The organism is Yersinia bercovieri ATCC 43970 (assembly GCF_013282745.1).
Classification (GTDB): Bacteria; Pseudomonadota; Gammaproteobacteria; order Enterobacterales; family Enterobacteriaceae; genus Yersinia; species Yersinia bercovieri.
This window is the reverse complement of sequence record NZ_CP054044.1, coordinates 3,407,179-3,422,327: the sequence shown is the minus strand read 5'-3', so window position 1 is coordinate 3,422,327 and position 15,149 is coordinate 3,407,179. Positions and strand designations below refer to the sequence as shown.

The following is a 15,149-nucleotide window of genomic DNA, read 5'->3' as shown; positions in this document are numbered from 1 at the left end:
TATTAGAGAGATACTTGCATTCTAGCGAACCACTGCGCCGCCGTCTTGCGCAAATGAAAAATTGCATTGGTTTCGCTTAAATATAAGAATGTAAGAGATATCGCGGCATGCTTGGGTAGAATGCCCGCCGCCAGTGAGAGGAATAATTATGCATTATCAGCCTAAAGATAACCTGCTCGATAACCACTCTATTTTAGTGACGGGCGCAGGTGATGGCATTGGTCGTGAAGCCGCGTTGACCTATGCGCGTTTTGGTGCCCGCGTGATTTTAGTTGGCCGCACCGAAAGTAAATTAATTGCCGTGCAACAGCAGATTGCTGCCAATGGCTTAGCGGCATTGGTAATAACCTTGGATCTACTGCACGCAACCGCGCAAGATTGCCAACAGTTAGCGAATACCTTAAGTCAACAGATTCCCCATTTGGATGGTGTCTTACACAATGCGGGCTTGTTGGGTGATATCGCGCCGATGTCTGAGCAGAACATCGCCGTCTGGCAAGATGTGATGCAAGTGAATGTTAATGCGACTTTTATGCTTACTCAGGCACTACTCCCTTTATTGCTGAAAGCCCCCAGTGCCTCGTTAGTTTTCACCAGTTCCAGCGTCGGTCGCCAGGGACGCGCTGGCTGGGGAGCCTATGCCGTATCCAAATTTGCTACAGAAGGCATGATGCAGGTGCTGGCACAAGAGTATAAACAGAGCCATCTACGGGTTAATTGTATCAATCCAGGGGGCACCAAAACTCAAATGCGGGCCACCGCCTTCCCTGATGAAGATACCAACAAATTAAAAACACCGGCTGATATTATGCCACTGTATCTCTACCTAATGGGCGATGATAGCCGGAGAAAAACCGGTATCAGCTTTGATGCACAACCTGGCCGCAAACCCGGCCCCGCCGAGTAAAAGGAACCTTTAATGTCTGAAGAACGCCACCAGCAGCGCCAACAAAAAATAAAAGAAAAGGTTGAATCACGGGTTGCCGCCGCCCAGGAGACTCGCGGCATCATGATTGTTTTTACCGGTAACGGCAAAGGCAAAACTACCGCCGCTTTTGGTACTGTCACCCGGGCGGTGGGTCATGGATTAACCGCGGGCGTCATTCAGTTCATCAAGGGCGAATGGCCGAACGGCGAGAAAAATTTGTTGCAGCAACATGGGGTTGAGTTTCAGGTCATGGCCACCGGCTTTACCTGGAATACCCAGAACAGAGAAACAGATACCGCCGCCTGTCTGGGAGTTTGGCAGCACGCTTTGCGTATGTTGGCTGATCCGGCATTAGATTTAGTGGTGCTGGATGAGCTGACTTATATGGTCGCTTATGACTACCTGCCACTGGATGAGGTGGTTAATGCCCTTCAACAGCGCCCTGCTCATCAAACAGTGATTATTACTGGCCGTGGTTGCCATCGTGACTTACTGGAGATGGCTGATACCGTCAGTGAGTTACGGCCGGTAAAACACGCTTTTGATGCCGGAATTAAGGCACAGCAAGGTATTGATTGGTAATTTAGCGCAACTTTGCCCCCCTATATATCCGCAAATATCCGCCAATAAATATCCTCCGGCATAGCCGGAGGTTTTTCATATGCGCCTATAAGGCTCTCTTACCTGCCGCGCCCTAACAGGCGCATCGCGATCTGACATTTGCATCACAATTCGTTACTTACGGCCCGTAAACGGGCTACCCGGATAGGGGATCGACAACTGCTCACCCATTTTATCCTCTTCCAGTTGGTGTTTTATGTATTCTTGTATCCTGGCTGTATTTTTACCCACCGTATCAACGTAATACCCTCGACACCAAAACTCCCGGTTACGATATTTGAACTTCAAATCGCCAAACTGCTCATAAAGCATCAGGCTACTCTTTCCCTTTAGGTATCCCATAAAGCCCGACACACTCATCTTGGGTGGGATTTCCAGAAGCATATGGATGTGATCCACACAACATTCCGCTTCCAGAATATTCACGTTCTTCCATTCGCACAGCTTTCTTAAAATACTGCCAATCGCTTTGCGCTTTTCCCCGTAGAACACCTGTCTTCGGTACTTCGGCGCAAATACTATGTGATATTTACAGTTCCATCGCGTGTGCGCTAAGCTCTTTTCGTCCCTCATAGGGACCCCCTTTTGATTTCTTGTTGAACGTTTGCAGTTGCCAGACCGCAAACTGTTTTAACAAATCAAAAGGGGTTTTTATAACTGACTCAAAGCTGAAAGCTTTACGGAACCCCCAGCCTAGCTGGGGGTTTTCTGTGCACAATAAAAAGCCGCAGTTCACATTCTGCGGCTTCTATTTGCCTTTTAGCTGGCTACCGCCAACTCATATTGGCTAATACTCGAATGCGACTGACTAAACTCACTTCTCCAGCGGAATCATTGGGATATGCGAGGGTGTCAAGATGCCCATAGCTGGCGTAAGGGTTGCCGGTGTCATTTGGCTCGCGGGTTGCGACTGATGCTGCGTCCCGCCAAAATAGCAGAGCGTTTTCCAAGGTTCCGAAAGCGGACTACAGGTCTTTTCGCAATTATCACTATAATGCGAGTGAGGGCCGCTACAAGCATAAGTTAGAGTAGAAAACCCAGTCCCGACAACAAATAAGATAGCCGTGCTGGTCATTAACAGAGATTTTTTCATGTTGATGCTCCTTAGATTCTAAACCCAATGGGGTATCCCCCAAGCACTATGTAGCCACTCAAAATATCTCAAAGCCAGCGGGAATTGATGGCGGTTGATAGACTGTATATGCTGCAAAACCATTTATTATAGCAAGTTTATTTTTCTTAAAGAATTCACGGCAGTTTTTTATGCTACTGGCAGAGCGAGGATAATCTGAGAGGGAGAGTGAAAATTGCTGTGAGTGGTAAATTGCTGTGAATAATGGGAAGAGACGCCTCTCTTCCCATCGATGAATTATCCGCGCTTATTCGATCCGCGACGCCCGGCAGTAGCGGCCGGTGCGGCATTACCCACATTTTGGCGGGTAGAACCTTTACGGGCGGAGCCTTGGCGGCCAGCAACCTGACGACCAGCAACTTCCGTATGGCGTTTAACCGCGCGACGAATTTGGTTAGCTTTCACTCGGCGACGATCTTTTTCCACCGGCAGTTTGCTGACGGTTTCAGAATCCAGCTCAACCAATTCACGCAGGTAGTTGGTTGCTTTCAGATCCAACTCAGTCCAACCACCACGTGGCAGACCTTTCGGCAGATTAATATCACCGTAACGCACACGAATCAGACGGCTAACCTGCACGCCAACCGCTTCCCACAAGCGGCGAACTTCACGGTTGCGCCCTTCGGTCAAGGTGACGTTGTACCACTGGTTAAGCCCTTCTCCGCCCTGGAAGCTAATGGTGCGGAATGCCGCAGGACCATCTTCCAATTGCACGCCACGACTCAGTTGCTTGATCTTTTCATCATCAATTTGACCAAACACCCGCACCGCATATTCGCGCTCAACTTCACGGCTTGGATGCATCAGGCGATTGGCAAGTTCACCATCAGTGGTGAACAGCAATAGACCTGAGGTATTGACGTCCAAACGGCCTACCGCAACCCAACGCGAACCACGCAGTTTAGGCAGACGATCAAATACCGTCGGGCGACCTTCAGGGTCATTACGGGTACAAAGTTCGCCTTCCGGCTTGTAATATGCCAGAACACGGCACACGGCCTCTTCAGATTCTGTAATAGAAAGAAGGTGGCCATCAAGGCGGATTTTAGTGGCTTGGGTCACTTCAACACGATCACCCAGCGTGGATATTTTACCATCTACGCTGACACGACCCTGCTGAATAATAGCTTCGATCTCCCGACGAGAACCATGACCGGCTCGAGCCAAGACTTTCTGTAATTTTTCACCCACAATTTTAGCGCCCTGCGGTTTAGGGCTTTGTGGCTTTGAGTTTGGTAATTTCTGGTCTTCTGACTTCTCGCTCATTGAGCAACCTCTAATGTCGCCTTCACAGGCGTCGTGTTATATATTGTAATCAATAAGTTAAGCTCACAATCAAGCAGAACTCATTGATTGTAATACATTTTGAAACTCAGCATGGTGCGCTAAAAATCACGCAGAAGGCCCTACCAGCTGGTTCGTGACCGAGCATATTACACTAATTTCACAGGCAAGGATTCAAAAAGTGTCTCATCACCCTTTTCGCTATATGAAACCTTCACTTTGCGGTAGCAAGAATCAGCAAAATGTACCCATCCCCTCATTACCATACTGAGCGGCGGCACATTAGACGTCAGTGGTGAAGTCACCCAATCATATTTAGAGCTACAGGTAATAATCAACACCTGTTGAATTTCAGAATCAATATAAGAACTCATCATCAACACCTTGGGGTGTAAGTAAAGTTCTGAGTATCTCGTTGATCGTTTTAACGCCTAATTTATTATATATATTTCGTCGGTGAGCACTGGCTGTTTTGCTTTTCATATTCAGTCGCCTTGAAATATCAGTATTTCTTAGCCCGAGCAATATGCATTCAAGCACTTCATTCTCCCGCAGAGTTAACTGCGATTTTATTTTACTCGTCAGATCATGTCGATCAAAGCCCTTAGGGGGTTTGCATGAACATATTAATTTAATTATCATAGACTTAACCTTGTCTACAGAGGCTGTCTTACATAAAATTCCGTCCGCTAAGATTGCGAGATAAGTAAAATCCTCTGTCTCTTCATGTTTTCTGCAAAAAACCATCACGAAAGAGCAAGGGTTTGATTCTCTTATTTGACTAATAGTATAAAACACCTTAGATGGCGCAATATTATCAACATCTAGAATAACCACACTTTGCTCGTCTGATTTAATATAGATGCTCTCATCATCGACTGAATAACTTTTCTCAATGTTGATATCTATTGCTTTATCCGCCACTTTCTTTATTTCTTTGACGATGATTTCGAATGAAAATATTGTTAAGTTACAATTACTCACCACCATGACTCTCATGACGTTGCATCGTTCCTTTTCCGCGAGCTTATTCTGAATGAGACAGTTTGGATTGGATGCAAATAAATAACGGTGCCGAAGCACCGTTATTATCAGATCTCACCAAGATTAGAAGTTGTATTTCACTCCTAACATCACTGCGGTATCGCTGTAACCTTTGTCGCCGAGTTGCTGGCCCACATTACCCCAGACATTCAATTGCTTATTCAATTGCCCCTCAACGCCCAGTTTCAGTTCACCGATATTCTTCGCGCCAGCCTGCTTCACTGCAACTGCGTTCATATTGGTGCCAAAATCTTTGGTGTTGTGGATCCAGTTAGCTTCCACAAAGGGTTGGAACTCGCGATCCTTGCCATTATCACTTTCGTGGTGGCCCAACATATAAGAGCGCAGGCCCAGACGAGTCTGAATATTGCCGTCGCCCTGCCCACTCACTTGTGTGCCGTTAGCTTCACGATGTTCATCGGCCTTAACCCCCATCCACGTGATTTGGGCTTTTGGCTGGATAAAGTAGCTTTCGTTCTTCGACTTATTCTCACCGATCTTAAAGGTATAGCCGCTCTCTACCGAGGCGGTGATCCCTTTGGATTTGTACTCTTCAGTCGCCAGCCCTTCACCCTTCACGCTGTTGTTAAACCAGCTGTACTGCGCCCAACCATCAACATACAAGCCAGACTTATCTTCGTCGTTGGCATACCAGGTACTGTAAACACCGGTGCTGTAACCATCAACCGAGCCGGTTGACTTATAACCAGTGCGCGCATTGGTGTCGCTTTTGCTATTCCCGTAACCGGCCATTACCCCAAGATGTAAGCGGTTCAGGCCATTGTTGCTCCACTGAGCAATATCGCCACCCAGTTGCATCACATAACGGTTGCTTTGCGTTTTCAACTGACCACTAGTATCACGTGAACGGTTATGACCGCCTTCGTTACGCAACCACATGCTGGTCACTTTCTGCTCGCCAGTCAGGGCGTCGATATACTGTGTTTCGCCCAAACGATCGTGCAGGCGCGTCACAAACATAGTGTTGGCTGCGGCCAGGTTCGCGGTGTAGCTGCCGGCTTCAGGACGTTTAGTTTCCTCGCCTGGACCCGCCGGGTTTTCCGGGTCGACCGGATTTTCTGGATCAACCGGCAAATTGCTCAAGCTGGTCAGATACCAATTACTGGCATTGGTTCCTACCCCCCGTGCCAGAGAGTAATCATACGCACCTGCCACAATACGGCCGCTTTGCACAAAATTACCGTCTGACTGGCCGTTCACCTGGATCAGTTCAATACCGTTCAGGGTCTTGGCACCCAGACCACCGGCATTGTCCACACTAACATTGGTGGTGCCGCTGGTGTTGCCGTTCACAATCATGCTGTCGGTGGCAGAGCTGTCGTCGCCCAGCGCGGTGTTGAAGTGCAGCAGACCGTTGTTGCCAATATAGTTACCGTTGACCACTAATTGGTTACCGGTGGTGCCGGAGCCGTCACTGGTTTTGTTACCGATAAATACCGTGCCGCTGTTGGTTAAGTCGGTGCCAACGGTGAAGATATTGCTGGCCGGGGCCAGACGGCTCAAGAGTGATGTGATAGGTGCCGTTGGGTTGCCGACAAACAGCACGCCCTTGTTATCAACCGCTCCCGCTACGCCACCAAAACCGCCCATAAAGGCACCATCAGCAATATTGACCTGCTGGCTGGCCAGCGTCATCGGATCGGCGCTGCTACCTAAGATCAGGCCACCCACATTGATATCGGTCTGCCCGGTGTAGGCCGCAGTTTGCGTCAATGACACTGTTCCGCTGCCGTTTTTAGTCAGACTACCGCTGCCGGTAATACTGTTTGCCAGCAACCAGTCACTGGCGCTATTAAGCACTAATGAACCGTCGTTGGTGACCGCAGCGGTGCCCAGATACTCTGCCTGAGAGGCGGTTAACTGACTGCCGCTGGTAATATCAAACAGGCCGCTGAACAGAGTGTTATCACCGGTTAGCGTGATATCGCTGTTATCTTCCAGCACCACACTACCCGCATCACTGATGGCGTTCGCCAACTGACCCGCAGCACCTTTCAGTGTCAGTAAACCAGCGTTGACGATATTGCCACTGCCCAGGCCAACTGCGCTGTTCAGCAAAGCTTGTGCGCCACTGGCAATGTTGGTGGTCGCCGTCAAGGTACTGTTCGCACCGTTAACCGTTAATGTATCAGCAGCAATGGTTAACTCACCGCTGCCGGTCAGTTCACCATCAGACACACCGCCCTGACTCAAGGTTAAGCTGCCACCACTGAGATTGACCGATGAACCCGCACTACTGCGCAGCTCACCGACAGTTTGGCTGTGGCCGTTCATATTAAAGGCGGTATCTGCTGCCAAAGAGAGCAGTGAGGTGCTCCCCAGCACATTGTCATTTAGCATCTGCAAGCTGCCGCTGCGCACCTCGGTAATACCAGTGTAATCGTTGTTCAGGTTAGAGAGTGACACACTGCTGCCCGCTCCCGTATCAATCGCCAAATCACCACTGCCGGTCACTCTGGCACTCAAATCGGCCGCATTGCCGGTCTTATTAGTGGCATACAGTGATAACGCATCACTGCCGCTACCCAGCAGCTCCACTTCAGTCAAGCCGTAGCCGACATACAAACCGTCATTATTCACCCCACTGGTCAGGCGATAGTCGTAAGTCCCTTTCGCCACTGTGGTGCCGCCCTGAGCAATATCGGCTGTGGTGGCATCGGTAATCACATTGCCATTTTGGTCTTGTAGCACTAAATTGCCGCCGTTACCCACCACTGTGGCGTCACTAATGGCCAGTTGCAACTGGGTATTGGTGTCATCCTGTTCGAGGATTGGCAGCAGAGGATTGACCTGATTCTGGCTGTTATCAATGCTGCCGATATTCACTTCTACCGTACCCGCGCCGCGCAGATCCATCTCATTGGTGGTGTGAATGATGCCTTTCGCGACAGTCTCCCCCGGGGTTCCGGTGTCAAATTTCACCAAACCGCCATCAAACACTAATCCACCGATAGTTTGTATACCGTCACCAACCGTGGTGATGCTGTCCGCACCCAATTTCAGGGTGGCATTAACTAATGCTGCCGTGTTATCTGCTGCCAGTTCAAAGGTGGTATGACCCAGTGCCAGTACCCCGTTAAAGGCGTTTTGCGCCGCATTGGCGGTAAAATCGAATGCATTTCCGGCGGTGTTAACTGCCATGGTGCCAAGGCCACTCAACTTGCTGTTAAAACTCACTGCATTCAGGTTGTTGAGCTGCAACAGGCTACCGTCACCCAAGTTAAAACCGGTGTTCACGTTGTCATCCTGGCTATCGCCCAGCGCCAGCAAGATATTTTCCAGTGTAAATGTGGAGTTATTAATCAGGTCGATATAATCCATATTACTGATAGCAGCAGCGTCACTCAGGGTATAAACCGAGTTATCAAAGCGCAGGGTATCCGCGCCCGTGCCGCCGTTCAGTGAACTAAACACGCCAGTATCGGCTAATGTCAGATCTTTCAAAATAAACAGGTCGTCACCCGTGCCGGTGGTGAAATCAGTGCCTTCACTGCCTTGCATCAGGGTCACGGTGTTGTTGCCCGCTAACAGATCCACCTTACCGACAATCTTGCCATCAGTAGCATTGGTAAAGGCTACACCATTACCGCTAGTGGTGATCACCGCTTGTTGTGCCGCGCTGTTGGCCTGAATGGTGCCGCTGTTGACGAAGCTGTTGACAAAACCATTATCGATATCGACAACAGGGCTGCTCAGTGACTCAGATATCAGGTTACCGGACTGTTCAACTTGCGCTGTGGTGCCGCCAACAATTAGCGCGGCACCGCCTGCTGCATTGTGAACATTCACGCTAGCGCCGGTTTTCAGATTCTGGCTGGAGTTGGTCACAATCCCTTTACCATCGGCCGAATTAACGTTAATCACCAAACCTGCCGAGTCGGACATATCCAGCGTATTGTTGGTCAGCGTATCGCCAGTATTGGCGAACAGAATACCTGTGCCGCTACCATTGACATTAATTACGCCCGAGTTGGTCGCCGCCATCGAGGCTCCAGTACGCACACCGGCACCATTGCCGACGGTCAGCGTGGTATCTTTTAACTGAATACCCGCAATTTCCGCTTTATTTTCAATAGCATTACCGCTACCGCCGGCCGTCATGCTAATAGTTGCGCCATCAACAGTCAGGGCGATAGCATCGGTATCGAGCAGTACGCCATGGGCAGTGCCGCCCGCTTTGGTTTCGCCGTTACCGGATAGCGTCAGACTCGCACCTGCCCCCAGCAGATAAGCGGCGGTGCCGTCAGTGGCGTTGACAATACCACTGTTATTGACAGTCGAATCCGCGCCCTGAATGTTCACCGCAGTACCATTTACGGTGATCAGATTTTCGTTAGTCAGAATCCCGCCATCTACCAGCACGCCAGTACTGCCGGCCTGGGTGAAATCGATAGTGCCTTTATGAATCAGTTCACCGCCATTACGAGCGATATAGCCATAAGCGCCGGACGCTGTGTTACCGGTACTCAGAACTGCCGAACTGGTCAGCACAGATTTACCGGTGGCACCGGTGGCAAGACCATTCAAGCCGTAATAGTTACCATCGACGATGCCCGCCGTCGCGCCGTCGCCTCTTAATTCCAAACTGGCGTTGGCGGTGATAGTGCCGGTTGCGCCCCCCTCAACTTTCACCCCAGTAGAACCCTCACCCAAGAGCACCATATCTAAAGCGCCGGAGTTAAATGTACTGCCAGCCCCCGTGACCTGGATCAGGGCGGAGTCTTTACCGGTGGCATTCATGGTCGAGGCCGTGGTTCCAGCGAAAGAGGCCCCTTTATCAACGCGATATAGGGTAGAACCTTCGGTTAAAACGGTTTCATCACCACTGGCAATGTTATTGATGCTAGAACCCGTACCGTAAATCAGGTAGCCCACCTGATTTATGCCGGAGACAAACTCAACCTGACCGGTACCGGTGACATTAATAGTCCCTTTATCTTCAGCCACCACCCCGATTGCGCCATCGCCCATTAAATTGACCTGACCGGAGAGATTCGCCACCGCGCCCACACCGATAGCCTGAATACCGTAGTTTGCCAAATTGGTAGCGGGATCAAGCCCGTTATTCACATAGATATGGCCTCTATTAGTGGCTGAACTATTGGTCAGCACTTTAATTCCGACGCTATTGATGCCATTAATGACGATATCGCCATTGTTGAAAATATTGGTGGCATTAACACTAGAGGAGATACCGATATTCTGCGCTGCATTTTGTCCTGGTGTCGCACCAGCACCGTTGAGTTCAATGGTGCCGTTCTGATTGACCGCAACTCTCTCCCCTTGCGCATCTATGGCGATAGAGTTTTCAGTTTTGCTACCAATCACAATTTTGCCGGTCGTACTATTGGTAAAGGTGGCAATATTGGTCAAATTTACTGTGTCTTGCACTAATTTGACGGCATAAGATTGGGTCTTAATTGCCAGGTCGGTGACCACATCTGTTAGTGTGCGTTGGGCCTGGCGGCCGACATAGACTGTGCCATTGTTTTCAAAGGTAGAACCTTTCTGAACACTGACCCCTTCGTTGACATATCCGGCAGGAGGCGACAAATCGACACTGGCTGCAATATTAATTGCGCCGTTATTGACGAAAATAGAGTTGCCATCAATGATGGCCGCGCGGGTATAAGAACTCGCCCCACGTGAAGCGGTATTAATAATACCGTTGTTAATCACTGACGAACTGCCATTTGCCAAAATCGCGGTATGGCTGCCGCTGGCGATATACAGAGGTAATACGGCGGTCGGTGTGGATTTGAAATCCAACATTTCAGGGTTAGTCCCTGCATCCAGCACACCGGTCGCTTCATTAATGACATGACTGTCCGTGGCAAAGATAATATTCGTTCCCCGCACACTGGCGGCGACTGAACCTAAGGTGCCGGCATTATTCAGGGTTGCACCATCATTCAAACGAACCACTGAAATGTCAGTGTTGAAAGCCTGAATGTTGGCATCAGTGCCAATATTCACAATGGCATTTTGTCCATCACCATGAATAAAGGCGACCCGACTAGAGTCAACAATGTGGTTGACGGCATCATTGGGGCCAATACCCATATCAATATAAATAGGGGTGACTTTGGGTGAAGTATTGGAGCCGTTAGTGATGTATGCCCGTGACAACTCAGCTTGATAGCCCTTACTGTCCAGAACAATCGCACCACTCTTTATACCAGCGATCAAATCATTATTATATTGTTGGAAATCTGCAAAATTTTGAACATTCTGCGCACCTAAATAGGGGCTGGTGAAGCTACCGGTAAAGTCATCAAGTACAGCATTAGCCACTGAGGTGCTGCTATCACGAATGTTATTGCTGTTATTACCCAGATTCACCACGGTCTTGGCGTTATAATTTAAGACGGTATCCTGAGCGGAAACACTGTTTGATTCGACATAAAATGCCGAGGATGTTGTTACCGCTGGCTCACTTTTCAAGCCACCTTTAAGAATGGCACTAAAATAGTTATCGCTATTATTGACCCAACCTGCGGCAGTACTGCCTACATTAACATTCAGGTCACTTCCATCTTCTAGATGGAATAAGTTACGATTAACATACTGACCATTTTCGCCGACCGCATAGGATATTGGCACCACAAACTCGGACAACGGCTTAATTGACATGCCATTGCTGCTATACACATTAATAGTGATTAATGCGCCAGTGCCTTTGGGATCAAGGAAGGTTTCGGTAACCGTATCACCTAGGTTGAAAATGTTCTTACTAATCAGATTCTCTGCACCATAAAGGAAATTACCTGCTGGAATATCGCCTAATTTGCTGTTTTTAAAACCAGCATCACCACGGGCAATATTGCTAAAGCTCCCCGCTAAGGTATTACCTGTGCCAGTAAAGGTCTGTGTAAAGTCAACTTCAGGCGTAAAAACAGGCACATCTATATCGGCAGCAAATGCTGAGCCGGCACCTAACGTCAATATCAACGTCATCGCAATTTGGCTTAAACGCGCAGGTGCCGCTACAGAGGAAGTTAGGCCGACAGTTCCTGAACAGAATGACTTAGTTTTTTTACCCGACTTGGAAAACTCTGATGCAACATCATAGCGACCTAAGGCACTATTCCAAATGACTTTAAATACTTGATTCATAGAACTCTCGACTTTCTCTGTATAATTATGGGTTGTGGTTAGCGAGCAGCATTTTTCTTAATTAATGCATGCATAATTAATCTGACTAACTTTCACTGGTGGGTGGATTAAGACTTATAATAATTCATTGGTATCGATAATAAACTCTCACAGTCAATCAGATATATAGGAGTAAGTAACGAAATCAGTAGGACGCATCCTACACCTCACGTGGAAATATCACATTATCCATATAAATCAATAGATAAGTAATTAAGAATAAGCAAGAATATTCTCAATTTAGATATAATCCAGGAATAAGAATAATTTTACAGCAGCCCAATCAGACCATTAAGAATAAATATTTAACAGCAGCACCGGATAGCGGCTTAAATACTGTTCTGAAAAGAAATGTAAATAAACTTCTTAAGAGAAGCTTTTATTTCATATGAGATTATTTCTTTTTAATACCTTTTTTATCCCATCGACTTAAAAAACACGTCGAGTATACATAAAAAACATAATTATTGGTTTTTATAGTCTTAATTTACATTAAAACGGTATTTTACTCTGCAACCGTTGGATTTACGATCTATTGTGAAACTTTATTCTGTTAGTTGGATTAATTCCTAGAATAAAAGATCGTCTAATGAAATTGAAAGTATCTTTATTATATTTACAATTAAAATCTCATTGGATCTGTCTTAAAAAGATAATTTATTAAAAGTAAGTGGCTAAGCAATAGAATATATAGATAATTATCGATGTGAAATTAGTTTTACATTTTAATAGTTTATTTAAATTGCTGAATTATGGCTATTTCATAAAAATCAAAACCAGCAGCACAGCCATCAAACCGTAATTACTACATATATTTCAATTAGATACACTGAAATGGTCGTTTTTTTTCACACCATAAAAACAGAAAATTGTTAATGTAAAATAGAAGGTTTTTAATATAACCAAGCCACTGCCGGAATAACTGCAATGCATGAAAATACAAAATGTGTGATTTATTAAGCAATATCGAGTGGGTTGGCATTTCTGGGTGATGGTTAAGCGGGGGAGTATCGCGCAATCAAAGGATCAAAAAGTAGATGGGAACATCAGTGCCACGAGGAGAAAATAGGCCGCAGCAAAAGCCGGTTGGATACGACACGTTGAAATCACCCTGCCTCACACGGCAGCATGTTTGTTCAACAACCCAATCCTATCCAACAACGGCTAATTTTAACCAACGTAGTCACAACCAACAGCTGTGCGTGTTAGCGGAATGGTGTGGTGTCACCCGCGCCTTCACGGATAACCGCCACAGAAGAGTCAGTGAGATCAATTACCGTGGTCGGTTGCTGGCCCAGTGAGCCGCCGTGGATGATTAAATCCACTTGTTTGCCCAGATGCTCTTTAATCTCTTCCGGATCAGATTCGGCAAAGTCATTGCCTGGCAGCATCAAGGTGGTCGACATCAACGGCTCACCCAAGACATCCAGCAAAGCCAGCGCTATCGGGTTAGAGGGCACACGCAAACCAATGGTTTTACGTTTATCATTCATCAAACGCCGAGGCACCTCTTTTGTCGCTTTTAAAATAAAGGTGTAGTTACCGGGCGTATTGTTTTTGATCAGTCGAAATGCCGAGTTATCGACATACGCGTAAGTCGATAGCTCAGATAGATCACGGCACACCAGTGTGAAGTTATGATTGCCATCCAACTGACGAATACGGCAGATACGTTCCATTGCCGTCTTATCCTCTAAACGGCAACCAAGGGCGTAACCCGAATCTGTTGGATAAACCACCACACCGCCTTTGCGCAGAACATCAACACTCTGGTTGATTAAGCGCGGTTGCGGATTTTCCGGGTGAATATAAAAAAATTGACTCATGACTCTACCTCATCATTCAAACTACGATCGGCATTGGCTGGCTCTACAGGCCAATCACGCCATACCGGTTCCACCCCAGCGGGCAGCCACAATTTGCGGCCCAACTCAATCCAGGAACATGGTTGATGGAAATCAGACCCCTGGGATGCAAGTAAATTATAGTCGCGGGCATATTGTGCCAGTTGCGCCCTTTCGTGGGGAGCTTGCTGGCACTGGGCAACTTCCATGGCGTCACCACCATGTTCCGCAAAGTGCGCTAACAAGCGCTTTAGCCACTTAGCGGTTAAATCATAGCGACCGGGGTGCGCCAATACAGCTTGCCCGCCAGATTGCACAATGGCATCAATGGCTTGCTCTATTGTACACCATTGTGCGGGAACATAACCGGTCTTGCCCTTGGCTAAGTACTTTTTAAACACCTGCCCGACATTACTCGCCAGCCCCAGCTCCACCAGATAGCGGGCAAAATGCCCCCGGGTGACCTGACCGCCCTGCGCCAATCGATTAGCCCCTTCCCAGGCACCAGGGATGCGCGCTTTTGCCAGACGGGCACTGATCTCCTGCGCCCGCACATAGCGGTGATCAGACTGTTCGCGCAACAGTTTACAGATGCTGGCATGGTTAACATCAATACCTAGCCCCACAATATGGATCTCGTGGTTTTCCCATAAAGTGGAGATCTCTACGCCAGAAATTAGCTGTAATGCCAGTTTTTCCTGCGCAATAGTCGCGGCTGCTTCCGCCAATCCCGCTGTGGTGTCGTGATCGGTGATCGCCAACACACTAACACGCATCTGCGCGGCTCTTATCACCAACGCCGCAGGGGTGAGTGAGCCATCAGACGCCGTGGTATGGCTATGGAGATCATAGAGCCTAAAGGCCGTTGAGGCCGCAGCCGTATCAGATAAGGTGGAGTTATCAGTCAAAACAAAAGTCCAGAAAAAGCGTGGCTGACTATCATACCCGCGAATAAGAGAGTTAGGTTAATCAATCTTACAGCGCCATTGACACTGTCAGTGCGCTCAACGCCAAAACTCCGCCATTCAGAGCATGATAAAAAAACCGTCATTCAGGGGTTGACATTCATCTCGCGAACCAGTTAACTAGTACACAAGTTCACGAGGCATTTAGTTGATGT

General features: G+C 47.9%; 8 protein-coding genes. 2 read left to right on the top strand and 6 right to left on the bottom strand.

Annotation, left to right across the window (positions count from 1 at the left end):
• The first annotated feature begins 148 nt into the window (after positions 1 to 148).
• Both HRK25_RS15525 and cobO read left to right on the top strand, forming a co-directional pair.
• Positions 149 to 907 (top strand): YciK family oxidoreductase, encoded by a 759-nt coding sequence (locus HRK25_RS15525; protein ID WP_005278309.1) that lies wholly within the window; start codon positions 149 to 151, stop codon positions 905 to 907.
• Between the two features lie 12 nt (positions 908 to 919).
• The gene (cobO, locus tag HRK25_RS15520; protein ID WP_005278311.1) at positions 920 to 1,510 is read left to right on the top strand and encodes a cob(I)yrinic acid a,c-diamide adenosyltransferase; all 591 of its coding nucleotides are present in this window, start codon (positions 920 to 922) and stop codon (positions 1,508 to 1,510) included.
• A 153-nt stretch (positions 1,511 to 1,663) separates the two neighbouring features.
• On the opposite strand, the gene tnpA is transcribed toward cobO, so the two are convergent.
• The 6 genes from tnpA to rnm form a co-directional block, all read right to left on the bottom strand.
• Positions 1,664 to 2,122, bottom strand: a complete 459-nt coding sequence (tnpA, locus tag HRK25_RS15515) for an IS200/IS605-like element IS1541B family transposase (protein WP_032899290.1) — start codon at positions 2,120 to 2,122, stop codon at positions 1,664 to 1,666.
• Between the two features lie 796 nt (positions 2,123 to 2,918).
• Positions 2,919 to 3,947 carry a 23S rRNA pseudouridine(2605) synthase RluB gene (rluB, locus tag HRK25_RS15510; protein WP_005279211.1) on the bottom strand — a complete coding sequence of 343 codons (1,029 nt, stop codon included), beginning with the start codon at positions 3,945 to 3,947 and terminating at the stop codon, positions 2,919 to 2,921.
• A 375-nt stretch (positions 3,948 to 4,322) separates the two neighbouring features.
• Positions 4,323 to 4,964, bottom strand: a complete 642-nt coding sequence (locus HRK25_RS15505; protein WP_032898980.1) for a helix-turn-helix domain-containing protein — start codon at positions 4,962 to 4,964, stop codon at positions 4,323 to 4,325.
• A 108-nt stretch (positions 4,965 to 5,072) separates the two neighbouring features.
• A complete protein-coding gene (locus HRK25_RS15500) occupies positions 5,073 to 12,146 on the bottom strand; it encodes an autotransporter outer membrane beta-barrel domain-containing protein (RefSeq protein WP_005279207.1) in 7,074 nt (2,357 codons plus the stop codon).
• A gap of 1,244 nt (positions 12,147 to 13,390) precedes the next feature.
• Positions 13,391 to 14,011: an L-threonylcarbamoyladenylate synthase gene (locus HRK25_RS15495; RefSeq protein ID WP_032898978.1), complete on the bottom strand. Its 621-nt coding sequence runs from the start codon at positions 14,009 to 14,011 to the stop codon at positions 13,391 to 13,393.
• Positions 14,008 to 14,937: an RNase RNM gene (gene rnm / locus HRK25_RS15490; RefSeq protein ID WP_005279202.1), complete on the bottom strand. Its 930-nt coding sequence runs from the start codon at positions 14,935 to 14,937 to the stop codon at positions 14,008 to 14,010. The genes HRK25_RS15495 and rnm overlap by 4 nt, the downstream gene beginning before the upstream one ends.
• Positions 14,938 to 15,149 lie beyond the last annotated feature (212 nt).

Bases quoted from the DNA above. Each gene is read 5' to 3' on its own strand.
- HRK25_RS15505 (WP_032898980.1), bottom strand. From the start codon at position 4,964: ATGAGAGTCATGGTGGTGAGTAATTGTAACTTAACAATATTTTCATTC.
- HRK25_RS15525 (WP_005278309.1), top strand. From the start codon at position 149: ATGCATTATCAGCCTAAAGATAACCTGCTCGATAACCACTCTATTTTA.
- HRK25_RS15500 (WP_005279207.1), bottom strand. From the start codon at position 12,146: ATGAATCAAGTATTTAAAGTCATTTGGAATAGTGCCTTAGGTCGCTAT.
- HRK25_RS15495 (WP_032898978.1), bottom strand. From the start codon at position 14,011: ATGAGTCAATTTTTTTATATTCACCCGGAAAATCCGCAACCGCGCTTA.
- tnpA (WP_032899290.1), bottom strand. From the start codon at position 2,122: ATGAGGGACGAAAAGAGCTTAGCGCACACGCGATGGAACTGTAAATAT.
- cobO (WP_005278311.1), top strand. From the start codon at position 920: ATGTCTGAAGAACGCCACCAGCAGCGCCAACAAAAAATAAAAGAAAAG.
- rluB (WP_005279211.1), bottom strand. From the start codon at position 3,947: ATGAGCGAGAAGTCAGAAGACCAGAAATTACCAAACTCAAAGCCACAA.